20 protein-coding genes are annotated in these 25,765 nt (G+C 39.8%); 7 read left to right on the plus strand and 13 right to left on the minus strand.

Translation table 11 applies throughout. From position 1 onward, the window contains the following. Nucleotides 1-60 precede the first annotated feature (60 nt). Nucleotides 61-1,251 carry a class I SAM-dependent methyltransferase gene (locus tag FHG08_RS13150; protein ID WP_024601131.1) on the plus strand — a complete coding sequence of 397 codons (1,191 nt, stop codon included), beginning with the start codon at nt 61-63 and terminating at the stop codon, nt 1,249-1,251. A 15-nt stretch (nt 1,252-1,266) separates the two neighbouring features. Here FHG08_RS13150 and FHG08_RS13155 read toward each other — a convergent pair whose 3' ends face one another. The 5 genes from FHG08_RS13155 to FHG08_RS13175 all read right to left on the minus strand — a co-directional run bounded on the left by FHG08_RS13155 (nt 1,267) and on the right by FHG08_RS13175 (nt 7,906). After that, nucleotides 1,267-1,563 carry a PilZ domain-containing protein gene (locus FHG08_RS13155; protein WP_010388503.1) on the minus strand — a complete coding sequence of 99 codons (297 nt, stop codon included), beginning with the start codon at nt 1,561-1,563 and terminating at the stop codon, nt 1,267-1,269. 8 nt (nt 1,564-1,571) lie between these two features. Beyond that, nucleotides 1,572-1,952 carry a two-component system response regulator gene (locus tag FHG08_RS13160; protein WP_178956249.1) on the minus strand — a complete coding sequence of 127 codons (381 nt, stop codon included), beginning with the start codon at nt 1,950-1,952 and terminating at the stop codon, nt 1,572-1,574. Between the two features lie 68 nt (nt 1,953-2,020). Beyond that, nucleotides 2,021-5,908 carry an ATP-dependent RNA helicase HrpA gene (gene hrpA / locus FHG08_RS13165; protein ID WP_178956250.1) on the minus strand — a complete coding sequence of 1,296 codons (3,888 nt, stop codon included), beginning with the start codon at nt 5,906-5,908 and terminating at the stop codon, nt 2,021-2,023. A gap of 128 nt (nt 5,909-6,036) precedes the next feature. Continuing rightward, nucleotides 6,037-7,077 (minus strand): isoaspartyl peptidase/L-asparaginase family protein, encoded by a 1,041-nt coding sequence (locus tag FHG08_RS13170; RefSeq protein WP_109874473.1) that lies wholly within the window; start codon nt 7,075-7,077, stop codon nt 6,037-6,039. 124 nt (nt 7,078-7,201) lie between these two features. Beyond that, a complete protein-coding gene (locus FHG08_RS13175) occupies nt 7,202-7,906 on the minus strand; it encodes a SapC family protein (protein WP_010388497.1) in 705 nt (234 codons plus the stop codon). Between the two features lie 249 nt (nt 7,907-8,155). Between FHG08_RS13175 and FHG08_RS13180 the strand changes: the two genes are divergently transcribed. Beyond that, nucleotides 8,156-8,866: a DUF6445 family protein gene (locus tag FHG08_RS13180; protein ID WP_178956251.1), complete on the plus strand. Its 711-nt coding sequence runs from the start codon at nt 8,156-8,158 to the stop codon at nt 8,864-8,866. 408 nt (nt 8,867-9,274) lie between these two features. Here the strand turns inward: FHG08_RS13180 and FHG08_RS13185 are convergent, their stop codons facing one another. From FHG08_RS13185 to FHG08_RS13220, 8 genes are all read right to left on the minus strand, one after another. Continuing rightward, on the minus strand, nt 9,275-10,795 hold the full coding sequence (locus FHG08_RS13185) for a tryptophan halogenase family protein (protein ID WP_178956252.1): 1,521 nt from the start codon (nt 10,793-10,795) through the stop codon (nt 9,275-9,277). Between the two features lie 76 nt (nt 10,796-10,871). Then, complete coding sequence (locus FHG08_RS13190; protein ID WP_178956253.1) at nt 10,872-13,469, minus strand: TonB-dependent receptor; 2,598 nt, start codon at nt 13,467-13,469, stop codon at nt 10,872-10,874. A 570-nt stretch (nt 13,470-14,039) separates the two neighbouring features. Continuing rightward, nucleotides 14,040-14,750, minus strand: coding sequence for a 6-phosphogluconolactonase (gene pgl / locus FHG08_RS13195; protein ID WP_178956254.1), 711 nt, complete (start codon nt 14,748-14,750; stop codon nt 14,040-14,042). Between the two features lie 3 nt (nt 14,751-14,753). Continuing rightward, nucleotides 14,754-16,226 carry a glucose-6-phosphate dehydrogenase gene (gene zwf, locus FHG08_RS13200; RefSeq protein ID WP_178956255.1) on the minus strand — a complete coding sequence of 491 codons (1,473 nt, stop codon included), beginning with the start codon at nt 16,224-16,226 and terminating at the stop codon, nt 14,754-14,756. A 233-nt stretch (nt 16,227-16,459) separates the two neighbouring features. Then, nucleotides 16,460-18,106, minus strand: a complete 1,647-nt coding sequence (gene pgi, locus FHG08_RS13205) for a glucose-6-phosphate isomerase (RefSeq protein ID WP_178956256.1) — start codon at nt 18,104-18,106, stop codon at nt 16,460-16,462. A 310-nt stretch (nt 18,107-18,416) separates the two neighbouring features. Then, nucleotides 18,417-20,672, minus strand: a complete 2,256-nt coding sequence (locus FHG08_RS13210) for an aminotransferase class V-fold PLP-dependent enzyme (protein WP_178956257.1) — start codon at nt 20,670-20,672, stop codon at nt 18,417-18,419. Between the two features lie 107 nt (nt 20,673-20,779). Next, nucleotides 20,780-21,856, minus strand: a complete 1,077-nt coding sequence (locus tag FHG08_RS13215; RefSeq protein WP_178956258.1) for an AI-2E family transporter — start codon at nt 21,854-21,856, stop codon at nt 20,780-20,782. Next, on the minus strand, nt 21,849-22,067 hold the full coding sequence (locus FHG08_RS13220) for a hypothetical protein (protein WP_178956259.1): 219 nt from the start codon (nt 22,065-22,067) through the stop codon (nt 21,849-21,851). Before FHG08_RS13220 ends, FHG08_RS13215 begins: the two co-directional genes overlap by 8 nt. 143 nt (nt 22,068-22,210) lie before the next feature. Between FHG08_RS13220 and FHG08_RS13225 the strand changes: the two genes are divergently transcribed. The 5 genes from FHG08_RS13225 to FHG08_RS13245 are packed head-to-tail and all read left to right on the plus strand — an operon-like array spanning nt 22,211 to nt 25,730. Then, nucleotides 22,211-22,855, plus strand: coding sequence for a hypothetical protein (locus tag FHG08_RS13225; protein ID WP_178956260.1), 645 nt, complete (start codon nt 22,211-22,213; stop codon nt 22,853-22,855). Nucleotides 22,856-22,867: 12 nt separating this feature from the next. Further along, the gene (locus tag FHG08_RS13230) at nt 22,868-24,325 is read left to right on the plus strand and encodes a M48 family metalloprotease (protein ID WP_178956261.1); all 1,458 of its coding nucleotides are present in this window, start codon (nt 22,868-22,870) and stop codon (nt 24,323-24,325) included. 54 nt (nt 24,326-24,379) lie between these two features. Further along, entirely contained in the window at nt 24,380-24,727 is a 348-nt protein-coding gene (gene arsC, locus FHG08_RS13235; RefSeq protein WP_178956262.1) for an arsenate reductase (glutaredoxin), read from the plus strand. Further along, entirely contained in the window at nt 24,727-25,281 is a 555-nt protein-coding gene (gene wrbA, locus FHG08_RS13240; RefSeq protein WP_131691238.1) for an NAD(P)H:quinone oxidoreductase, read from the plus strand. The genes arsC and wrbA overlap by 1 nt, the downstream gene beginning before the upstream one ends. After that, on the plus strand, nt 25,278-25,730 hold the full coding sequence (locus tag FHG08_RS13245; RefSeq protein WP_178956263.1) for a DUF2069 domain-containing protein: 453 nt from the start codon (nt 25,278-25,280) through the stop codon (nt 25,728-25,730). The genes wrbA and FHG08_RS13245 overlap by 4 nt, the downstream gene beginning before the upstream one ends. Nucleotides 25,731-25,765 lie beyond the last annotated feature (35 nt).

The following is a 25,765-nucleotide window of genomic DNA, read 5'->3' on the forward strand; positions in this document are numbered from 1 at the left end:
TGTATGTTGCGCGAGCCTTGACTAAAATACAGCGCTTATTTATTACTACAGAGAAGCCTTATGTCATCTGCCGTTTACCTGCAAGCTGGTCGCGATAAATCATTAAAAAGAAAACACCCTTGGTTATTTTCTAAAGCCATCAAAAAAATTAAAGGTAAACCTGGATTAGGTGACACGGTAACCATACACGACAGTGAGGGTAAATTTTTAGCCACCGCAGCTTACAGTCCTCATTCACAAATACGTGCTCGTGTTTGGAGCTTTGACGAAAAAGAAGTGATTGATCAACATTTTTTTGAGCGTCGTCTTCGCCGTGCTTTAGAAGCTCGCAGCCATGCAATTGAAGAAGGTGGACTTACCGGCTTTAGGTTATGTGCAGCAGAATCAGACTACTTACCCGGTATTACCATAGATAAGTTTGATAATGTAATTGTGTGTCAATTACTAAGCGCAGGCGCAGAACGTCATAAAGGTGAGATTGTTGGTGCTTTAATGGCTATTTTCCCAGGCTCTACTATTTATGAGCGCTCAGATGTAGATGTTCGAACCAAAGAAGGGCTAGAGCCTATTAAGGGCGTACTTTGGGGGAGTGAACCCACTGCACCTGTCATAATTGAAGAAAATGGTTTAAAAATTGAAGTTGATATTCTAGAAGGCCATAAAACTGGTTTTTATTTAGATCAACGAGATAGCCGTGCTGCACTGGAGCGTTTTTCAAAAGATAAAACCGTATTAAATTGCTTTAGTTATACGGGAACGTTTTCTCTTTATGCCCTGCGCGGTGGCTGTAAACATGTAACCAATGTTGATGTTTCACAACCAGCACTTGATACAGCGAAGCGCAATGTTGAGCATAACAACCTTGATTTAAATAAAGTCGACTTTGTAAAACAAGATGTCTTTAAATTATTACGCCAATACCGTGAAGACGGGGTGATGTTTGATACGATCGTTATGGACCCGCCTAAATTTGCCGATAACAAGGCGCAGTTAACTGGGGCGTGTCGCGGTTACAAGGACATCAATATGATTGCGATGCAAATTTTAAAGCCCGGCGGCACTTTGCTAACATTCTCATGCTCTGGTTTAATGGAACAAAACTTGTTTCAAAAAGTAGTCGCAGATGCAGCCCTTGATGCAGGTAAGGATTTACTGATCATGGAGCGCTTAAATCAAGCAGCTGACCACCCTATTGCAGGCAGCTATCCTGAAGGTTTTTACCTTAAAGGGCTTATTTGTAAGGTTTACTAAAAACTAATTAAGTAGTTAGTTAAACTCTACAATTTCAAGCCCTGCGGTTATCGTGCCATCCTCTTCTGTGCTGGCACGTATTACCTTAACGGTGGCTTTTAACGGTGCAATGCTCGGATGTGTTGATGCAATATCAACCGATAAAATTGAGTTAAGCTCTAACAAATCATCGAGTTGTAATGAAAGACCCGTTGCACTTAAATCAAGGCAGGTGCCAGTGTAACTGAGCCCAGCAACAGGCTCTATTGAGGTTAACTTCGCTGGCGTGTTAACCTGCATACGTCTATAGTTTCGCTTATCTTCAGTAAACATAATTCCCTCTACACAATATTATTAATTTTTTCTCGTAGTACAGCGATAGAAAAAGGTTTTACAACGTAAGCATCACACCCTGCGTCAAAGCCAGCTTGTTGTTCAAGCTCCGACTCAAGTCCAGATATCATAACCACCGGAATGTTTTTTGTCTCTGGCGTGTGTTTAAGTATGCGACACGTATCATAACCATCGAGTCCTGGCATACACACATCAAGCAAAATAATATCGGGCGGATTTGCAATCGCAGATGCTAAACAACTTTTACCTGAGTCAGCATAGCTCAAATCAAATATTGATGCTAACCCTGCTTTGAGTATTTCAAAATTGAAATACTCATCATCAACCACTAACAACTGTCGCGCTTTGTGTTTTATTAATGAGGACATAGGTATGTCATTTCCTTCTCAAGTTAGTCCCTCTGTTAACTTACTTAGCTTAATAGAGAATAAAGAGATTATTCAATTTCTTTTATCGCATTTAACACACGTTTTGCTGAAATTGGATAAGGCGTACCTAAGGTTTGTGCGAATAAGGATACGCGTAATTCTTGCTGCATCCAAAAAATAGCCTCAACATCAGTAGGCAATGGCATTCCTTTAGGTGTTTTATTCGTTAGTTTTTTATATTCTTGCGCTACTTTTTCAAGCTCTAACACACATAATCTATCACGATTTGGGTCAACAGGTAGTTTTTCTAGGCGTTTTTGAATCGCTTTTAAATAACGAATTAAATCGCCGAGTTTGTCTGCCCCATGTTGACTGACAAAGCCTTTAAAAATAAGTGATTCTAGCTGAGACTTAATATCCCCATGAGCGGTGATCATGGTTAAATCTACACGCCCTTTCATTTTTTTATGCAGTGCATGCGCAATACTCAGCACTTGCTCAACCTGTGTAGCAATGGCCACAACGGTATCGCCTAACTCGCCGCGAATATGCTCTTTAACCGTTTCAAATGCCTCACTTGTACGAATGTCACCATATTTAACTAATAGGCTGTCAACGCCTGATGCAATGCAGTCATCAATTAAATCGGCAATTTTACCAAAAGGATTAAAGTACAATCCTAATTTAGCTTTGTTTGGTAGGTTTTGCTGCAGGTATTTAATTGGTGATGGCACGTTTAAAAGTACTAAACGACGTAAACCTTGCTGGTGCGCTAATTGCGCTTTTATTTCGTTATCGAATAGCTCTACTGCGGCCGTTGATTTTTTATCCACTAGTGCTGGGTAGGCTTTAATTTCGTATTGACCTTGCTTTTTCACATACGATGTTGGTAACTCACCAAAATCCCACTGGATTAAATCGGTTTTTTCTATGCCTTTGTCGGCCACTTTAGATAAGGTGTCTGTCACTTTGCCTTGAAGCTGCGCTTTAAGCTTAGCTAAATCGAGCCCACGGGCAAGAAGTTGGTCGTTTTCATCACGTACTTCAAACTGCAATCTTAAATGAGGAGCAAGGGCTGTTAAATCCCACGCCTCAGGGTCGACTCGCACGCCAGTCATGCGCAATAACCGATTACTTAGTGAGTCGATTAACGAGCCTTGTAGAGGCTCTATGGCCGCTAAAACCGCGTCGGCATAATTAGGCGCAGGGACAAAGTTACGGCGAAGTGACTTTGGCAATGACTTGATTAACCCACAAATTAGCTCATGACGAAATGCCGGTATATGCCAATCAAAACCACTTTCTTGAACTTGGTTTAATAGCGCAACCGGTATTTGTACAGCAACACCATCAACTGCTTGGCCTGGATCAAAATGATAAGTAAGCGGCAGCATTAAGTTATCTTGTTGCCATGTATCTGGATAATCAAATTCAGTAATGCTACTTGCACCATGCTGCATGAGCTCTTCTCGCGTCATGTGCAGGTAGTGTTTGTCTTGCTGTTTTTGTGTTTTATACCACTTAATAAACGCAGCACGATTATTAATATCGTTCGGTATTTTTTTCTCGTAAAACTCAAATAAGGTTTGTTCATCAACTAAAATATCGCGCCTACGAGATTTGTTCTCGAGCACTTGAATATCTTCAATTAATTCGCGGTTATATTGTAAAAATCCTTCATTGAGCCCCAGCTCTTGTTCAACCAGCGCTGTGCGAATAAATAACTCACGGCTTACTTTTGGGTCAATATTGCTGTAAACACAGCGGCGCTTATTAACAATTAATAAGCCATACAAAGTTTGTTGCTCAAAGGCAATGACCGCACCGGGTTTTTTCTCCCAATGAGGCTCTGTGTAGCTGCGTTTTACTAAATGCTGAGCGAATGGTTCTACCCAGTTCACATCAATTTTGGCATTAATACGAGCATAGAGTTTACTGGTTTCCACCAACTCAGCCGACATCATCCATTTTGGACTCTTTTTAAATAATCCTGAGCCTGGGAAAATATGAAATTGGCTATTACGCGCACCTTTATATAGCTGCTTTTCGTCTTTAAAACCGATGTGACTGAGCATGCCACTTAAAAGTGCTTTGTGAATAAGCTCGCTGTCTGCAACATTAGTGGTGGCTTTCATTTTCATTTCATTGCACACAGTGCTGATTTGATAAACGATATCTTGCCATTCACGAATACGCATATAGGCTAAAAAGTCTTTTTGACATAACTTTCTAAACTGGCTGTTAGTCAGCTCACTTTGCTGCTCTTCTAAATAATTCCACAGGTTTAAAAAGGCGATAAAGTCAGAATCAGGATCGTCAAAGCGACCATGTTTTTCATTTGCGGCTTGGCGTTTTTCTTGTGGTCGCTCGCGGGGATCTTGAATTGAGAGCGCGGCAACAATAACTATCACCTCACGCAATGCACCCAGTTTATGCGCAGTTAACACCATTTTTGCTAAACGCGGGTCAACCGGCAAACGACTTAGCTCCCGCCCAGATTGTGTTAGGCTGGTTTTTTGATGACGCTTAGCCGCTTTTACTGCTTGTAGCTCTTCAAGCAATGTTAAACCATCATTAATATTTCGGCTATCTGGAGCTTGCACAAAAGGAAATTGCGCCATATCACCCAGCCCAAGGGCTAACATTTGCAAAATAACTGATGCTAAATTAGTACGTAATATTTCAGGGTCAGTAAATTCAGGACGCGATAAAAAGTCATCTTCTGAATATAAACGAATACAAATACCCGCTTCAACACGTCCACAACGCCCCATTCGCTGATTAGCACTGGCTTGCGAAATAGGCTCTATAGGTAAACGTTGCACTTTTGTGCGATAACTATAACGACTAATTCGCGCTGTACCCGGGTCAATAACATAACGAATACCAGGTACTGTTAGCGATGTTTCAGCGACGTTGGTAGAGAGTATAATATGGCGGCGCGAATGCGGCGCAAAAATGCGGTTTTGCTCAGCGTTCGATAGCCTTGAATACAAAGGTAATACATCAGTGTGTTTTAAATTACGCTTGCTTAGTGCATCAGCGGTATCGCGTATTTCTCGCTCACCATTCAAAAAGATCAGTATATCGCCAGGACCTTCGGCGCAAAGTTCATCTACCGCATCAAAAATCCCCTGAAGTTGGTCGCCTTCGGCTTCCATATCTTCTTTTTGAATATCACTAATTGGGTTATAGCGTACATCAACTGGAAACGTTCTTCCTGATACTTCAATAATAGGTGCATCATCAAAATGCTTAGAAAAGCGCTCAGGGTCGATAGTTGCTGAGGTAATAATAACTTTTAAATCGGGGCGCTTAGGGAGTAAATTTTTAAGATAACCTAAAATAAAATCAATGTTTAAGCTACGTTCATGCGCTTCATCAATAATAATAGTGTCGTATTGATTTAAAAATCGGTCTTGTTGTATTTCAGCTAATAAAATACCGTCGGTCATCAGTTTGATGTAACTGTTATTAGATACCTGATCGCTAAAACGAATTTTAAAACCGACCTGCTGGCCAAGCTCGCATTGCATTTCTTCTGCGATACGGTTGGCAACACTGCGTGCTGCTAAACGCCTTGGTTGTGTATGGCCAATGTAGCCCTCAACGCCTCGGCCTAGCTCTAAACACATTTTAGGTATTTGTGTGGTTTTGCCTGAGCCAGTTTCACCAGCAATGATCACCACTTGATTATTAGCAATGGCCTCTTTAATGGTGTCTTTTTTTTGACTAACCGGTAACTGCTCAGGGTAAGTAACTTTAGGTAGCCCAGCTAAGCGCTGCTCTCGCAGCGTTTGACTACGACTGATATCAGTCGCAATTTTTTCAAGCGCACTGGTAAGCTTTGCCTCGTCGGTGATTTTTTTAACGCCGTGAAGACGTTTTTTAAAACTGAATTGATCTTTTTTTAAGCACGTTTTTAGCTCGCCAAACAACTGACCTAGGTTTACCACCTGCATACCTTATAAAAATTAGTCAAAGAGCCCCGATTGTAGCAAATTAAATGGCTGGGGTTAATCCTGTAAAGAATATAACAATCAGCGGATTATTATATAAACCACCAGCCACTAACTAATAGTGTTTATTCGTCACTAAAAATACCTACGTAGGTTGCTTGCGTATTCGATTTACTCGCACGATACATGCCTGAAGTATTAAACGGCAGACTAATACTGCCTTTTGTATCAATAATAATAACACCGCCTGTGCCCCCTATCGGTTTAAGCACCTCGTTTATTACTTCATTACCTGCTTGGTCTATGGTTTTACCTTGGTACTTTACTCGCGCACAAATATCACTTGCCACATTATAACGAATAAAATATTCGCCGTGCCCAGTTGCCGAAACCGCACATGAGGCATTTTCAGCAAAAGTGCCTGCGCCAATAACCGGTGCATCGCCAATACGACCAAAACGTTTTGCGGTCATTCCGCCGGTTGACGTGCCCGCCGCTAAATTACCTTGTTTATCCAGTGCCACCGCTCCGACTGTGCCCACTTTATAATTTACTGGTAACGCTTTATGCGCTGCCTGATAATCTTTACTGGTATTTTTGCTCGCCTCGAGTTTCTTTTTGGCTTTTAATAAAGCCTCATAACGATGCTCAGTATCAAATATATTGTTCTCTACTAGGCTCACGCCTTGCTCTTTGGCAAACTCTTCTGCACCTTGACCACTTAACATCACATGCACTGATTTTTCCATTACTAACCGGGCAAGTTTAATTGGACTTTCGATATGTTTAATACCTGACACAGCGCCTGCTTGACGATTGCGACCATCCATTATAGAGGCATCTAATTCGTGACTACCATCATAGGTATATACCGCACCACGCCCGGCATTAAAATAAGGCGATTGTTCAAGTACTTCAATGGCAGTAGTCACTGCATCAAGGCTTTCTCCGCCTTGTTCAAGTACCTTATATCCGGCCTCAACAGCTTCTGCTAATTTATTGCGATAAGCTTGCTCTTGATCTGCCGTAAATTTACTTTTTTCAATCGTGCCTGCACCGCCATGAATCGCAATGGCAAACGGCGTATTTGTGTTTTCACTCAATGCCTGCGTGCTCAACCCCATCAAACTTGTTGCAATGAGCCCTAATAATAGTGATTTTTTCATTGTGTGTTCTTTTATAAATACAGGATTAAAACCAATGTGAATGGTTATGAAGAGTTTTTCAAGTGAACTGAGTTTAATGGCACAAAAAAAGCGCCCTAAGGCGCTTTTTTAATTTCGTTTAAAGTTACGCTTGTTGCGCTTTTAAACGTGCTAAACGTGCTACTTGGTGTGTAGACGTTAAGAAAGAATAGATTGGTGCTAAATAACCGCGCTTACGAAGCTCAAGAAAGTCTGCATCGCTTAGCTCATTTAGTTTCTTCTCATCGATAAGGTAAATACCGTTGATGTCTTTTTTCTCACCTTTAATATCAACTGTTAGCGTTTGTGCTACCAGTAGTTCTTTATCAGCAAGGAATTTAGTGAACGCATCGGTTACTTGAGAAAACTCAATGAACGATACTAACGCTTCTTTACGACGCTTAAGGTAATCAGTTTCTTCACCGTTTTCGAATAATGCATTACCCTCTTCTTCACCAACTAATGAGCTCGCTTCGTCAATTACGATACCAAATTGATCTTGCTCTGGGTGCTTTACTAAACCTAATGGGTAACGCGTTGTTGCCATAGGCGCAAATGATGCTGTCCATTTGTCGCCATCAATAAATAAATTTTCGCCTGGCTCTAGGCCAAACATTGCAACCGCTTGAAAAGTACCTGTTTCGTTATTTTTAACAAAAGACATTGGGAATTCATTGGCGATACGCGCAAACTCATGTGCAACCACTGGCACTAAGTGTTGAGTTTTCATAAATTCGATGTTGATGCCATTTTTAATTTTAGTGTTGGCATGTTTTTCGTTGTGTAAAGGCTGTACTTGTTGCTCCGCCATGTTACTGCTCCGTTATTTTATAAATTTGATTTATTACTGTTAGTGGCCTAAGGCTAATGGTTTTGGTGACAAAAAGGAAGTGAAAATTTTGTGTCATTTTGTACGTTATTAATTAACAAATAAAGAAGGTAATTATTTGTACAATATGTAGTGTAAAAAACACTCTGCTGAGTGTTGTTTTTTGTTTCATAATTATGGACTTTTGTTAGTATATTCAACAATGTTGCGATTAATATCAGTTGAATTAAAATGGAACACTACGAGTTAAACCCCGATTTTAGGGTTGAAATAGTTCATCTTGAAACTGAAAACGAAGATGTGATCATCATCGATAATTTTCTAAAAAGTATTGAACCTGTGGTTAATTTTGCTGCGCATGTAGCGTATTTAGAGCCCGTTGGCAGCGATGGTACTTTATTTCCCGGTAAGCGTGATGTAATGCCTGAACCTTATTACCGTGCTTTTAGGCAGCTATTACTATCTCTTCAAGCACGAGGTGTTTTTAACCGCGAGCATAAAGCACTCTATGTTCATCGTTGCAAATTATCATTAGTTACCCAAAAAGCCTGTGAGCTTAAGTTATTACAACGTATACCTCATATAGATTCGACCGATGATAATACCTTTGCAGCAGTGCATTATATAGCTGGTAAAGAGTCTAACGGCACATCAATTTATCGCTATATTCCTGAAAACCTAATTAAAATAACGCCACGAAACCAACACCTTTTTAGCGATGTAATAGAACAAACCAAAAATAATGAATCAGAACATCAAGGGTATTTAAACAGTAATACCGCCTTATTCGAGCAAGTCATTAATATTAAAGCAAAGCAAAACCGCGTGGTGTTATATAAAAGCAATTTACTTCATTGTGCTAACTTAGATAATGACTATGAATTCACAGGCGATATAAAAAATGGCCGTTTATCAATCTCTTCTTTTTTTAGAATTGACTAGGGTCTGTTGACCTTTGCGGATTAAAATTTGTTCAAACTAGGGACGATTTAATCGCGGCGCGAGGTTTGTAACCTAGTGGGCTCGATAACTGCTCCTGCGTTATTCTACTGGCTTACATCCATGTAAGAATAAGTAAAAGCCGAGCAAAGCTTCCGCGTCCTGCTCACGCCCCTTACCTACATCCATGTAGGCAACAAAGAGTAAATCGCCCCTAGGCAGAACCCTTCGGGCAGCGCCTGTTTGGCATTGATGCTGCGTTATCGCCTATTTATGGGGAATAACCACAACACATAGGCTCTGCCTTGCCTAAATACCAAACAGACTGCTGTAAATTTAACCTTGAAAGATCAACAGACCCTAGACAACAGCCCAATAATCTAAATGTTAGTTTTTAATGGCGCATCAATTTTAATTTTTTTGTAAGCCGAACTGATGTATTTTATTAATAAGCTCTCTGTGTTTTGGCAATTCTGCTAATAACTGTTTTATCCGTTTGTTTTTAAAAGTACATTGCTTATCAGCTAGGGCTGTCACTTGCTCAGTCACAGCTTTTTTGCGAGGTAAAAAATTCATACCATAAAGCACGTAAAGATAATTTTCTAAATCAAATAAATCAAACTTACTGCTGAAGTCTTCTCGCAATGGCGCAAAGCTTTTCCATCGCGCTAAATTACTTGTAAGCTTACTTGAAACCCCTGACGCCTTGCGATTATCCTGCCAAAACAAAGAGTCACTTCTATCTGAAATACAATAATGCATTTTAATAAAATCAAAGGTACTTTCCCAGACATGCGCGACATGCTTATTAAAGTCAGGTGCTATATACTCTATATCTGCCTTATACCGAGGAAAACGCTTTGATAATAAACCTGCTGAGAAATCGGTTATCAAAATAGCTGTCGCCTCAAGAGGCTCTACAAAACCCTGAGATAAACCAATAGCAACACAATTTTTATGCCAAAATAATTCTCTACGTCCTATCTTCATAGGAATTTTACGTGGCTGTAAATCGGTAAATTTATTACCAAGATAATGATGTAACTTTTTTACCGCTTGCTCTTCATCCATGTGTTTAGACGAATAAACAAAACCAACACCACGACGTTTGGTAAGTGCTATATCCCATATCCAGCCAGCTTGGTGCGCTGTGGCAATAGTATAAGGAAGGATTTCATCATCTAATGAGGTGGGTACTTGCAATGTAAGTGCTGTGTCTGTAAGTAATTCATCAGAGCGTTCTATAAAATCAACATTTAATTTTTCACCAATAATGGCAGCGCTAAATCCGGAACAATCAATAATAAAGTCATAAGCTAGATGTTTATTATTGCTATCTATTAAGTGACTAATAAAGCCATCATCGTCAATGGCAATATCTATAATGTCAGCATATAAATGCTTAATAGCAAACGCATCTTGGGCATGCTTCATTAAAAACGCAGCAAATTTTTTAGCATCAAAATGATAGGCGTAACCATTAATTCCGACATACTCTGGAGTAGATATTGTTTTTGGCGCATATTTTTCTTCACAGCAAATTTCTTGCTTAGACACCGCATTGGCATAACGGTTTTGTGATTCACCAGCTAGCCATTGTTGAGTCATTTCTTCGCCAAATATATGTGGATTATCGAATAAATGATGATAGTAATTTTCACCATGCTTCGTTTTATCTAACCAATTTACAAATTTAATAGATTGCTTAAAGGTTACATCACACTCACGAATAAAATCAGTTTCACGAATACCAAACTTTTGAAGCGAATTACGAATTGAAGGCACCGTTCCCTCTCCTACCCCAATGGTGGGAATTGTCGGAGACTCTATCAATGTAATTTCAGTATTTGTTTCTAATAATGAGTGACCTAAATGATTGGCTGCTAACCAACCGGCTGTCCCCCCACCAACAATTGCTATTTTTCTTATCATAGTTAAACCACTTTATTGATTAGCTCATAAAAAAGCCCAGTATTAACTGGGCTTTCATTTTGTCATCTAAACCGAGTTAGAAACGAAGAGCAATACCCACTCTATAGCGTGCTTCACCTTCAAAACTCCACGCTGGATAGCCATTACGAAGCTCAGGTTTAACTTCTGCATCACCTGTTGCTGTACCTACCTGAATACTATCTTCTTCTGTTATATTAACAGCTTCAAACGTTAGGTCTAAGTAGTCAGTTACAGCGTAGTTTGCAGTTAAATCAAGTGTACCGTAGTCTTGGTGTTCACGGTTACCGTAGAAATAAGGTGCTTCACGAACCATATACTCTGAACGCCAGTTATACGCTAAACGAACACTGTAGTTATCAGCTTCATAGTAACCTACCAAATTCACTGTATGTTCAGATGAATCTGAAAATAACTCGATACGGTCTGGGAAGTTTTCTGCAGGTGCTTCTGAGTCAACCCACGTATAATTTGCTTGATAACCAAAGCCACTATCAAAACCATCTTGGATTTGAAGTTCAATACCTTGAATTTCACCACCTGAACCTGTGCCTTTGGTAGCCACTGTCCAGTTATCTACACCTGAATCAGGGTCAACGATCCCAATACTTTGATTAAGGATTTGATCAACTTTGGTAAATGATGAAATATTCTTAATAAAGTAAGTCGCACTTACCATGCCGTCGCCATCAAAGTAGTATTCAACACCTAAGTCTGACTGTGTTGCTTTAAATGGTTCAAGGCCGATATTACCGGTAGAAATAACTTCATTTCCTACAGTGCCATCTTCGTAACCTGATAGTGATGATGCAGCAAACATGTCAGTGTAGTTAGCACGCGAAATAACTTGCGCCGCAGAGAAACGTAAAATAACGTCTTCGGTTAAATCAAATGCAACATTTACACTTGGTAACACTTCATTATAATCTGCTTTCTCTGTGCTTAAACCATTGCCATAACTACCCGTAGCGTCTAGGGCATAGTAATCAGACTCCGCATCGGTTGACACATAGCGAATACCGAAGTTACCACGAATGCCCTCTGCTGAGAAATTAGCCATCGCGTACAAAGAAATATTTTCTTCTTGGATCGTACCGTAACCAGACTTGTATGCAATTGAGGTGTTATCGAAGCTTGTAATTGCTGCATAGCCATCACTGATCATTTGTCCTAAATTAGGCTCTGGTAACACGTAACCAGCACCTGATGTCACTGTACCCGAATAATATCGTGAGGCATCATAAGCTGAAATAGAGTCAACTAAGTTTGCCGTATACGTTTCTTGTTTTACTTCATGATCAGCCCAACGAAAGCCGGTTTTAATTGATGTGATAGCACCAAAATCTACAGGGAAAGTAAAATCAAGCTGTGCATAGGTTTCTTCATCCGTATTTGGCTGCTTTTTGAGTGCCCAGCCCGCAGATGATAATTCACCTTGAAAGTCATCGGGTGTGAAAGATTTATTCGCAACATCAATTTTTATTTCATCGCCAGTTGCATCATAGGTACCCGCGTAATCTGCTGCAGTACCTAACCAAAAACCATAGTTAGCTGTTAAATCTGTACCGCCATCTGATTGCGTGTTACCAATTCGGCCTTCAACCTCAAAACTTTCGCCTACATACTTAAAGTCTAAATCAACAGTTTCTGACGTCATTGAACCCGCACGAGCCCAAGTTTGAGCCCAACCAGGGTTGGCACCGTTACCAGAACGACGATAAAAAGTACATGTACCATCTACATTGACTTGCTCACACGCTGCATCTTTGTCATCTGGAAACATAACAAATAACGACGTATTTGCATTATCTGCCGACAAATCTAGACTCATGATATTTAAACCAATTTCTAACTCATCACTGGGTCTGTATTGGAATGTTGCATTAATAGCTGTACGCTCTCGCTCTTGTTGGAATGTTGAAGGAACAATGTCACCCCAACCAACTAGCGATTCAATACCGTTACGCTGATAATTAGTTTCTGAGAATGCTGCTGACACAAGCGCACCAAAGGTTTCATCATCATTTTTCCAGCTATAAAGGCCAGAAATCTCTGGATCAATCTCTTCTGATATTGAACCGTAATCACCTTTAATGCTTGCAAATACTGTATTTGAATCTAAATCTAATGGTTTGCGCGTATTAACGATAACCGTACCACCAATGCCACCTTCAACAATATCTGCTTGTGATGATTTGTATACTTCGATACTACCAACCATCTCAGGCGGCAATAATGTATAGTTAAAACTACGATCAATGTTTTGTTGATCGTACCAGCCAGTTGAAGCCACAGAATGGCCATTTAGTAATGTACGAGTTAGTTGCGCTGATGCACCGCGGATAGATACTTGTTGACCTTGGCCAAATGCTCTATTTACAGCAACACCAGAAATACGACCTAATGCTTCGCCTACATCGCTGTCAGGAAACTTACCGACATCTTCAGATGATAACGCGTCTACCACAGAATCTGAAAAGCGCTTAGTATTTAATGATGCTTCTAAAGAGCCACGAATACCGCGTACTTCAATAACCTCAACATCATTTTGAACTTTAACTTCATCGGCTGCGAATGCAGCACCAGTAAACCCAGCTCCCACAACTAAGCCGATATTTACTGCTAATAAGCTTTTTTTAAAATTTTTAGCTAACACAGGATTCCCCTCGAATCATTTTATTGGTTTTGTTTATCATTTTGCCTAACCGCCATGACAGCGCTGTCATAGTAGTAACAAACCATACATGCTAAATTACAATTTTGCTACATTTTTCCGCTCTTTTTGTATGAAATTTAACTTAATTATTATTAAGTCATTGATTTTAAATTGATTAATTATTTCATAAAAAAGCAGAGTTCGCCCAAGAATTACTCTCTATACTAGGTATGTAAATAATGACATGTTTATACTTAATGTATTTAAAATAAGAGAGATTGCGAATAGCAGATAAGATTAATGGGTTATATAACTCCGCGCCGAACCAAAATTAACCTACTGTTTTTATTGATAAATATAAGTTTAGTTAGTGACTTTTAAAAATATAAGAGCATTAAAAAGGTACTTAGCTTAAGGGAAATATTTAAACTTCAAATGTTTACAGCACTTTGTTATTAATTGATTAATGACAAAAACATGTCGCAATAAAAAAGGCCAGTAGCAAAAGCAACTGACCTTTCATTAAACCATCAATACAACATGGTTTTAAAGCACCTAGTTTAGACTAAATTAAGGTGCCCAATACACTTCAATGTTGATCTCAGGGTGATTTAGAACTGCACGTAACGGCATATCATTAACATTACCACCCGCTAAAGCTTGCTTATAAACAGCCAGCTTTTCATCGCCACTAATAAGTAATTTAACTACTTTAGACTGTAAAATTGCATTCAGCGTTAAGCTCATTCGTTCGGTAATACTACCTGTTACATCACTCTCAATTGCGTTAATGGCACACACAAGTTGGTTTGAATCTAAGCCGTTTTCCAGCCCTTGAGCATGTGGAAATAACGAAGCAGTATGTCCATCAGGGCCCATCCCTAAAATAGTGACATCAAACGGGCGCTTTAATGCTTGAAACTGCGCTTCACACGAATCAACACCTTGCTCTGCAGTGGCTGCTGCATTTTTCATGCTAATAAAATTAGCGGCTGCACCATGGTTTTGTAGCAAAGTACGCTTAATGAATGCTTCATTACTCTTTTCGTGACTTGCCTCAACCCAACGTTCATCAACCATAGCAACATCAACATGAGCCCAGTTTAAATCAAGGGTTGATAAATGCTTGTACGCAGGTTCAGGTGAAGATCCGCCTGAAACCATTAGCACTGCACGGCCATCAGCTTCAATCCCATTACGTAAGGCCTGCTCTAATGACTGAGATAATTCATCAGTTAAAGCGGCTTTATCGTCAAAAAACTTTTCTACTATTTTTGCCATTACTTATGCCTTATCACCGGTGTTAAACCAAACATGGTTATTCTCTGCTAATAAATCATCAGCGTCTTCAGGACCCCAACTACCCGCTCGGTACAATGAAGGTTTACCCTTCTCTTGCCAACGTTCAATAATTGGATCAATCCACTTCCAAGCTTGGCGTACTTCGTCGCGGTGAATAAATAACGAAGGATTATTAGCGGCTGCATCAAGCATTAAACGTTTATAAGCATCTGAATGGAAACCGTTACTATACGCTTGTGACAATTCAATATTCATCGTTACAGGTTCAAGTTGCATATCTAAGTTATCAAGACGCTTTGACATCAGCGTTAACTGAATGCTTTCTTGTGGCTGTAAGCGAATAATCAAACGGTTTGGTTCAATATTGCCTACGCTGTCTTCATAAACGTTATGTGATACTTTTTTATATTGCACTACAATTTCAGCGCAGCGCTTCGCCATGCGTTTACCGGTTCGCAGATAAAAAGGAACGCCCGCCCAACGCCAGTTATCAATATGCGCACGAATAGCAACGAAAGTTTCGGTTTTACTCGCCCCTTCGTTTAGCTCTTCAAGGTAACCTGGGACTATTTTACCGTTTAAATCACCGGGTACGTACTGACCACGAATAATATTATTATCAACATCTGTATCTTCAAGTGGACGTAATGCTTCTAATACTTTTAATTTTTCATTACGGATGCTGTTAGCGTTTAACTTATGCGGTGACTCCATAGCCACTAAACAAAGTAGTTGTAACAAGTGGTTTTGCACCATGTCACGCAAGGCACCCGCTTTGTCATAAAAACCAGCACGGCTTTCAAGTCCTACTGTTTCTGACAAGCTAATTTGAATATTATCAATCGATTTAGCATCCCACATGTTCTCAAATAATGAATTTGAAAAACGCAGAGCCATTAAGTTTTGAACCGTTTCTTTACCTAAGTAGTGGTCAATACGGAAAATTTGTTCTTCGTTAAAATACTGTGCAATTTTCGCATTAATTACTTCTGCTGACTCACCGCAGTAACCAATTGGTTTTTCTACTACAACACGCGAGTTCGCAGTAATTAGTTTTTTCGTTGATAATATTTCACAACAGGTGCCATAAACAGCAGGTGGAAGAGATAAGTAAAATACTCGTGATTTATCGCTATCATCTTCATCTAGAATTTTTTTCAGTACATCCCAGTTATCATCCGCTTCGGTGACATTGCTCACTACGGGTACTAAAAAGTCTGAGAACGATTTCCAATCTTTTGCGTTATATTCGCCTTCGCTTAAAAATTCTTGTAAAGCTTTGTGTGCTGTATCGATGTATTCATCGCATTTACTTTGTTCGCGCACGGTAGGCAAAATACGTGAGCCTTGTGGTAAGTTACCTTCTTGATATGCTCGATACATTGCAGGAAGTAATTTGCGTAACGCAAGATCACCACCGCCCCCAAAAATTATAATATCAAAAGGATTAAGCATAGTTACTCTCTACGTTTATGCTACCTGCCACTACCGTATTGGTAATCAGTTATAGCGGTTTATTATCTGGATAATGTAGGCCTCAGCACAAAGCCTACTAATGTTGTTCGTATATGCGCGATTAAAATGGGTCTAGGGACACTGTAATTCCTCTCACAAAAATACAGGCCCTAGGACTCCAGCGCTACCCGTTCAAAGGTATTTGGTTACTTATTATGTAATAAGTGAATATGTTACTGCGTACGGTATTGTTTGTAGTACGCCATTAAGCCTTGTGTTGAGCTGTCGTGCTCATTCACCACGTTATCATCGGTTAATTCAGCTTCAATTTTAGATGCTAAGCCTTTACCAAGTTCTACGCCCCACTGATCAAATGAGCATATTTGTAAAATAATACCGTGACAAAAAATCTTGTGCTCATACAGTGCAATTAATCGACCGACCGCTTTTGCATCAATCGTGTCTAATAATATAGACGTTGTTGGGCGGTTTCCTTGGTGAATTTTATGCTTTAGCAGCATTTCAATTTGTGCAGGCGTTTTGCCTTTGGCTGTTAAATCAGCCGTTATCTGCTGTGCATCGACCCCGTTCATTAGTGCTTCGGTTTGTGCAAAAAAGTTCGATAATAAAATATCGTGATGCTTATCTACGTTAACCTGAGGCTTTACAGAGCCAATAAAGTCCGCAGGGACAATTACATTGCCTTGGTGCAAACATTGATAAAACGCATGCTGACCGTTTATCCCTGTCATACCCCAAATGATTGGCACGGTAGTGTATGGCACTGTCTGTCCATCAAAGGTTACATGTTTACCATTACTTTCCATTTCACCTTGTTGCAAATATGCTGGCAACATATGCAGGGCTTGGTCGTATGGCAAAATAGCTTGCGAATCAAACCCTAAAAAGCTGGTATTCCAAACACTGAGTAGCGCCATAATTAAAGGAATATTCTGTTCTAGCGGCGCCGATTTAAAGTGCTCATCAACTTCAAACGCTCCCTCTAAAATGGCCTCAAATGCTTCAAACCCAGCATAAAGTGCAATAGGTAAACCAATGGCACTCCAAAGTGAAAAACGACCGCCAACCCAATCCCACATGGTAAATACGTTTTCGTCACTTATACCAAATGCAGCAGTTTTTTCTAAATTAGTGCTTACTGCAACAAAATGCTTTGCTATAGCGCTGTCATCCTTTGCACTGTCTAAAAACCAATCAACCGCTGTTTTTGAGTTAGTCATGGTTTCTGAGGTAGTAAATGTCTTTGACGAAATTACAAATAACGTGGTTTCAGGATCTACTTTATCTAATACTGACGCAATTTGTACGCCATCTGCGTTTGAAACATAGTGAACGTTCAATGGCTTATCAACCACTGCTTTAAGTGCTTCAGTTGCCGTTTGCGGCCCTAAGTTTGAACCACCAACACCAATGCTAACCACATCTTTTACCGCTTTTCCGGTGTAACCTAGCCATTGACCACTTCGCACTTTTTCAACAAAGGTCTTAATTTTGGCAAGTTCGCTATCGACCGCTTCTGTAATATTTTCGCCGTCAACAATAAGCGGTGTATGAGCGCGATTTCTAAGCGCAGTATGTAAAACCGCACGGTCTTCGGTGATATTAATTTTTTCACCGGTAAACATTTTCTCACGCCATGCTTCAATATCGCATTCTTTCGCTAATGAAATTAATTGACCAAATACGTTTTCATCTATGCGTTGTTTTGAGTAATCAAACAACACACCTGGGATTTGAGTAGAGAATTGAGAAAAACGAGAATCGTCTTGTGCAAATAAAGTTTTCAGATGTGTGTGTGTCATCTTTTGTGCACTATTTTCTAGTGCTTGCCAACTTACTAACTCAGAACGGCTCGCCATGTAAACATCCCCTAATTAATTAATCTATTGATTTTAAGCATTTTATTTTATTTTTTACGACACTGAACAAGCGATTTTTGTAAAAAGCAAAGCCCAACATTATAGCTTAAATGGTCTAAATTGCGTTATTTTTATAAGCTTTGATGCAGATAATAGCGCAATTTTTTGCTTTTGACACCGGTATCATAAAATTAAAAATTGAATTTAACAACTGTTCACCCCCTCTGCACAATGAACATTTTATTAATCTTCGATTAAAGCAGGCAAAAAAAAGACCGACACATGTCGGCCTTTTTCTTTTATTAAACTATTAGCTGGTCAATGCTAAACCACCCGATAAGTTAAAAACGCGGTTATAACCAAGTTCAATTAAGTTTGCCGCCGCAATTTTTGAACGATTTCCACTGCGACACACCAATATGTATTGATTGTTTTTATCTAGTTGCCCTTGGGTGAGTGCATAGGCCATTCGGCTTAAAGGAATATTTAAAGTTTTAGCCTCAGGCACATTAAGCAATCCACTGATATTGTTAGCGCCATGCTCATAAGGCTCTCGGGTATCAATTAAATATACACTGTTATGTGAAAGCATTTCCTTCGCTTGATTAAAACTAAGCTGCGAAGTTTCGACTTTAGGCTTTGCATTAACATAACCACAAAGCGAATTTGCTAATGTGTGTTGTTGTGAGTCTGCTTGTTGTTTTTGCATGGCAAATTCAGTATGGCTGATATCACCTTCAATAAGCGCTTTTAATAAAGGTGTTTGCTGCTTTTGCACAGCCCAATTCATGGCAAAACACTGTTGATAATCATGCCCAGAGCACACCACACTTTGCGGATTAAGCTCTGCAGTTAACTTAGTCAAAGAGTCTGCCATCTGCATCGCATCTCCCCCATCAAGTACTGTATTACCAAGCCCCGCAGGTAAAATTAAATCACCACAAAAACAGTACTGTACATCGCCGTTATTAGCCTTTAATAAATAACTCACGCTATCTTGGCTGTGTCCAGGCGTCGCTAGCTTTTCAAGTACTTGTTCGGTTAGTTGCAATTGTTCACAATTAACAGGCCAGCCTAATTGATCAACTTCACCAGCAACTAAATTTGTTTTGAGTGCGCTGCGCATTAAATCAAGAGCACAGTGACGATCTTGGTGCTCATGCGTGTTTAAAATAGCAGTAATAGTTAAATTTTGTGTATTCACTATTTTTTCAAATCGAGGGATCAGTTCAATAATTGGGTCAATAATAATTGCCTGTTGATCATCAGCTACATACAACCAACTGCAAGCACCTTGGTGTCTAAATTGGGTAAGCCCCAAGGCACATACTTCTTGTGCTACTAAGCTACTATCAGAAATAACCAAACAATTTGCTTGTAACACTGTTTTAAGTGCGCGAATTTGTTCACATGCATAGTCTATTTGCGCCATAGTGGCAGCAGGCCCAAACGATAAACGAATCGCATTTTCACTTTGCCACTGTGACACTCCCATCGCATCAAGTACAAAGCTTTGAGTTGCGCCCGTACTACAGGCTGAGCCACCGCTGACTCTAATACCTGCAGCGTCAAATAAATCAATAACTTCTTTACTGGTTAAATCATTAACTGCAAAGTTTAGTGTTGTGGGCACTGAGCAGGCAAAATCATGATTAAAGGTAATACTTCCAAAGGTGTCAACTAAAGCGCTATGCAGTTTATCGCGATACAAATTAAGTACATCAGCTGATTTAAAAGTATCGTCTTGCTTATCAAGCAGCAAACTAAACAGCTTATTAAGCCCAGCAATACCGGGCAGGTTTTCTGTACCTGAACGCATGCCACTTTCTTGGCCTCCACCAGCTATAAACGGCGTGTATGGGCTTCCTTTACGAATATACAATAATCCGATGCCTTTAGGTGCATAGAGCTTATGTCCTGAAAATGGCGCATAATCAATCGTGGTTTTGCTTAGGTTGAGTTGTTGTTTACCCAGTGCCTGCACACAGTCAACCATCCAAGTCACATCGTTATTACGACTGCGGATCACCTTTTCTATAGCACTTAAATCTTGGTATACACCGGTTTCATTATTAACAGCCATAGTACAAATCATCAGGGCATTATCAATATGCTGAGCAATAAAGTCTAAGTCTAAAATACCGTCTCGGTTAACCGGAATAGCAATAATTTCAGCATTAATTTCAAGCACGGCATTCCAATGTTTTAATGTATTAGGCACCGCTTTATGCTCAGTTGCTCCATACAATAAAACCGGTTTAGATTTTGTGTGCTGTTTGGCATTAATTAAGGTTGATACGATAGCAGTTTGAATACCTTCGGTCGCACCTGAGGTAAATAATATATCGCCCTGTTGCGCACCAATCACGCTGCGCGCTTTTTGCCTCGTTTGTTCTAATAAGTGTTTGGCTTGAATACCGGTTATATGGGGACTTGAGGGATTACCAAAACAAATTTGCATCGCATGGCACACCACCTCTGCAATACAAGGCAATACAGGTGTGGTCGCATTTGCATCAAGATAAACTTGGCTGTTAGGTTCATCTGGCAATAAAAACTCTGACATTAAAAACGCACCTTATTACTAAAAAATATATCTTATTCCCAATAGTACATAGTTTTAATAGGAATGAGTAATAATCTTTAGTAATTAAAGTGCGTTTACTATACTTTTTAGTTACCGAGCTCTTCTGCGAGCTCTTCATGTGTGGATGACCACGCCTTAATCAGCGCTTTTACCAATGATGCTAATGGAATAGCAAAAAATACGCCCCAAAAACCCCACAGCCCACCAAAAAATAGTACGGCGACAATAATAAACACCGGGTTTAAATCAACCGCTTCAGAGAACAATAAAGGGACTAACACATTGCCATCAAGCGCTTGAATAATGCCGTAAATAATTAAAATGGTCCAAAACTGGGTTTCTAAACCAAACTGAAACAGCGCCACCGCCGCCACAGGTATAGTCACCAGCGCAGCACCAACAAATGGAATGAGCACCGAAAAGCCAACTAACACACCAAGCAGCGCCGCATAACGTAAATCCAATACCGTAAAGGCAATAAAGGACACCGAGCCAATAATTAAAATTTCGAATACTTTACCTCGAATATAATTCATTATTTGCTGATTCATTTCATGCCACACTTGCAAAATTAAGCGTCGTTGGCGCGGGATCAGTTTAGCAATGCTGGCACTGAGCTCTACTTTGTCTTTAAGCATAAAAAATACCAGTAGCGGTACTAAAATAAGATAAATTAACCACGCAACAGCATCTTTTAATGAATTGAGCGATGCCGACAGCACCACTTGGCCAAATTCGAGCACTTTGGTTTCTACCGTTACCACAATAGACTGTACTTGCTCTGCACTAATAAGGCTGGGGTATTTAGCTGGTAGGTCGAGTAAAAACGATTTACCTTGCTCTACCATATGCGGGGTTTCTTGCACTAAGTTACTACTTTGCTGCCAAAGTACCGGGCCTATAACCAATATTAAGGTGAGCATAATGCCAATAAATATCAACATAACTATGCTAGTGGCAGTAAAACGCTTTAAGCCAACTCGCTCTAGGTGAACCACGGGCCAATCTAATAAATAAGCAATGATCAGTGCCACTAACACAGGCACAATTAATGGGCCAAAAAAGTACAACATGGCAACCAGTGCCAATAACAAAAAAAGTAAAGTAACTGAATTAGGATCAGAAAACTTTTTTTCATACCATGCTTTTACATATTCAAACACGCAACGGCTCCACTAATAACAACGCTTGTTGTTTATTTAACTTGTAATAATACATTTTTTTTTGCAAATATCGTTCAATATCATCTGTATTTTGCTCGCTTGAGATATTAAAGGTAATTGTTTGATTTAACGATATTGCCTCACGCAACCCTAATTTAAACTGAATAAATTGCTGAGGGCATTTATAAGCGCGCAAATCTAGCTCTAGCATACTCGTTTCACTACCTGTTCACATTAATAATAAGTCCTATACCAAGGCTAATTAAGATTAACCACAGTTAAATTTAACTTTTTCTTAAAACAACCTCTGCAATGGTTTATCCTTATAGCATAGTTAGCTAAAAGGATACGTTAATGCCTAATTCGCATAATAAAGCGCAATTGCCTAGCAATCCAACTCTCAAAGAAATAAATTGGTTTAAAAAGCAAATTAATTGGGGAGAGCTGCCGCATTTTTATCATTTAGTAGCCTCATCGGTAAGTGAGTGTGAAAGCATTTTAGATCACGGGTTTGATAATGCTATAAAGCGTATCATCGACAAACGCAATTGGAACCTAGAGTCCTTGGGTATCGACCCAAACGAGCTTTTTGAGAAAGAGAGTAATAACAAGCCACGAATTTCGTTGCATCAAGTATTTACCGAACGCGGTTTTGAACTACAAGCGTTTCCTTATTCTAATGATACTACCATCGATAGATACGCTCGACATGATGAGTCAATGGAATTTATATTATGGGATCCATTAACCATGAAAACTGTGATTCGCATTAATCAACTACATAAATTCATAGGTTTTTATTTAGAACAAGGCGATGAAGCAGACAAAGCGCTTATATTGCATTCACATAAAGTAGTTCATAAGATTATTGCTTTTTTACAAACTCAATTGAACATTGTTAAGGTTGATGGGGTCACAATAAAGTCGTTTTATCAATTATGTGAAAAGGACAGCCGTTTATATACAGATGATCCAACAAGTGCCCCTGATAAAAAATAAACAAGGAATATAATGCAACTAAAATCCGCCTTTATCACTTTATGCAGTGCAGTGCTTACATTTAGCCTACTAATGAGTGAGCCGTTAAAGGCACAAACAAATCTTCAACTGCCCGACTTAGGCACGTCTGCGCTGCAGGCATTACCACTGGAGAAAGAAAGAGCGATTGGTGAAGTGATGATGATGCAGATCAGAGGGTCTTCACCATTAATTAACGATCCAGTGCTTGATGAGTACCTAACAACCTTAGGCCGAAAATTAGTTGCGAACGCCAATGATGTACGCTTCGGTTTTTCATTTTTTTGGTTAAATAACCCAGAAATTAACGCATTTGCATTTTATGGCGGTCATGTAGGTGTTCACACAGGCTTAATTGCTCAAGCCGATAACGAAAGTCAGTTTGCCTCAGTACTTGGTCATGAAATCGCGCACGTAACACAACGCCACTTAGCAAGGCGTATTCAGCAACAACAAGACAATAGCGGTCTCACCATTGCCGGTATGATAGCCGGTATTTTAGCAACCGTTGTAGCCCCAGATGCAGGCATAGCAATTATTTCAGCCAGCCAAACACAGTCGGCATTTAGCCAACTCACCCATAGCCGCTCTGCCGAACAAGAAGCCGATAGAATTGGCATGCAAACCCTTAGCAATGCAGGATTTGATGCAAGAGCTTCTAGTGAATTTTTAACTAAACTGGCAGCGCAAATTCGTTATAAATATAAACCCCCGGCGTTTTTACTCACTCACCCGCTACCAGAAAGCCGCGTGTCGGATGTACGCTTGCGTGCCGAGCAATATCCAAAACGCCAAATAGGTTCAAGCCTTGATTTTAATTTAGCTAAAAGCCGTGTACTAGCACGCTACGATAACGAGCCAGAAAATGCAGAGGCCTTATTTAGAAAGTTAATGCGCGAAAATACCTATAACAACGTAGCACTACAGTATGGTTTAGCAATTAGCTTAGTTGATCAAAAGAAAACGGATGAAGCGCAGCCTATCCTAGATGAGCTATTGGCAAGTGATCCTAAAAATTTATTTTATATTGATACAAAAACAGATTTGCTAATTGCACAAAAAAAAGCAGCTGAAGCAGTTAGTTATTTAAGTGAGTTAAATAACTACCGGCCAAACAACCAAGTAATTACTTTAAATTTTGCAAACGCCGCGTTGGAAGCTGAGCAATATGAGTTAGCCGAAAATGTACTAAAGTCATTTTTATTAGAGAAGCCAGATCATAGTTTAGGTAAGCAGCTTTTAACCGATGCCTATAAAAAGCAAGAAAAATTAGCCGCGTATCACGAAGCAAACGCCGATGTGTTGTCGCAATATGGCGCATATTTAAAAGCGGCTGACGAAATACAAAAAGCACTTAATTTTGTTGAGCCAACTGAAAATGTGAAACAACAGCGTTTAAAAGCGTTACTCACACAATATCGGTTATTACAAAAAGAGCTTGCAAGGCTTTAAGTATTTGGCGAGTTCACCTAAAATAGCCACAATTTATACTTTGGATTTATTTTTATGTCAGTTACTATTTACCATAATCCGCGCTGTTCAAAATCACGCGAAACACTTAACCTATTACAAAGTAAAAACATTGAACCGAGTGTTGTTGAATACTTAAAAACACCGCTTTCTCATGAGCAAATTAGTACCTTAGTTTCACAACTGGGGCTTAATTCTGCCCGAGATTTAATGCGTACCAAAGAAGAGCAGTACAAAGCCCTTAATTTAAAAGATGAAAATGATGAGTCGGCACTAATTGCTGCCATGGTCGAACATCCAAAATTAATTGAACGCCCCATTGTTGTTAGCAACAACAAAGCAGCCTTGGGTCGCCCGCCTGAAAACGTATTAAGCGTTCTATAATGAGCACAACCATTGTGGTGCTGTACCACTCAAGCCATGGCTCTGTAGAAGCCATGGCGCATGAAATTGCAGAATCGATAGAACAACAAGGCGCAACCGCCTTGCTGCGCACGTTTGTGGCTAAAAACCCGCACGACATTGTGATAAATAAAGACGATTTAGTTGCTTGTGATGGGCTTGCATTTGGCACACCTACCCGCTTTGGCATGATGGCCGCACAGGCAAAGACATTTTGGGAAACCACCAGTGATCTGTGGCTTAAAGGCCAACTTATAGATAAGCCTGCCTGTGTGTTTTCATCATCGAGTAGTATGCATGGGGGAAATGAAGCAACCCTACTTAACTTGTCACTGCCGTTATTGCATCACGGGATGATGTTAATGGGGGTACCTTACGATGTACCAGAACTTCTTGGCACTGAAACTGGAGGCACACCTTACGGCGCTTCCCACGTTGCTGGCAGCAGCAACAGCTCTACCCTAAGTAAAGATGAAATTAAAATATGTCAAAGCGTAGGCAAACGCTTGACGCAAGTAGCGAGTAAACTTAAATGACCCAAAAGAGCGAGTCTGCTAAAAAGCCAGTGACCGTAAAATTTCAGCGCCTAGCCTTATTTGGTTATTTTGGCCTGCTGATTTTAATGCCACTATGGATGTTTGTATTAGCCCCCAGAGAAGGCCACAGTAACGCATTTCTTTTTTTAGTCTATGTACTACCACTGTTATTACCTTTAAAAGGCATACTGCAAGATAAAACCTACACTTATGCGTGGGCTAATTTTATCGTTATGTTTTATTTTATCCATGGCTTTACATTGCTATGGGTTGCTCAAGATGAACTCGTATGGGTATTACTAGAGTTACTTTTCGCCTCGTCTATGTTTATTGGCTGCACTTACTATGCACGCCATAGAGGACAAGAGCTTGGACTTAAGATTCGCAAGCTTAAAGATGAACTTGCTGAAGAAAAAGCAGCGCATGAACACAATAAAAACAACTCATAGCTAGCAGCTCAAAACATAAAAAACGCGCTTTATTA

The organism is Pseudoalteromonas sp. Scap03 (assembly GCF_013393115.1).
In the GTDB taxonomy this organism is placed as follows: Bacteria; Pseudomonadota; Gammaproteobacteria; order Enterobacterales; family Alteromonadaceae; genus Pseudoalteromonas.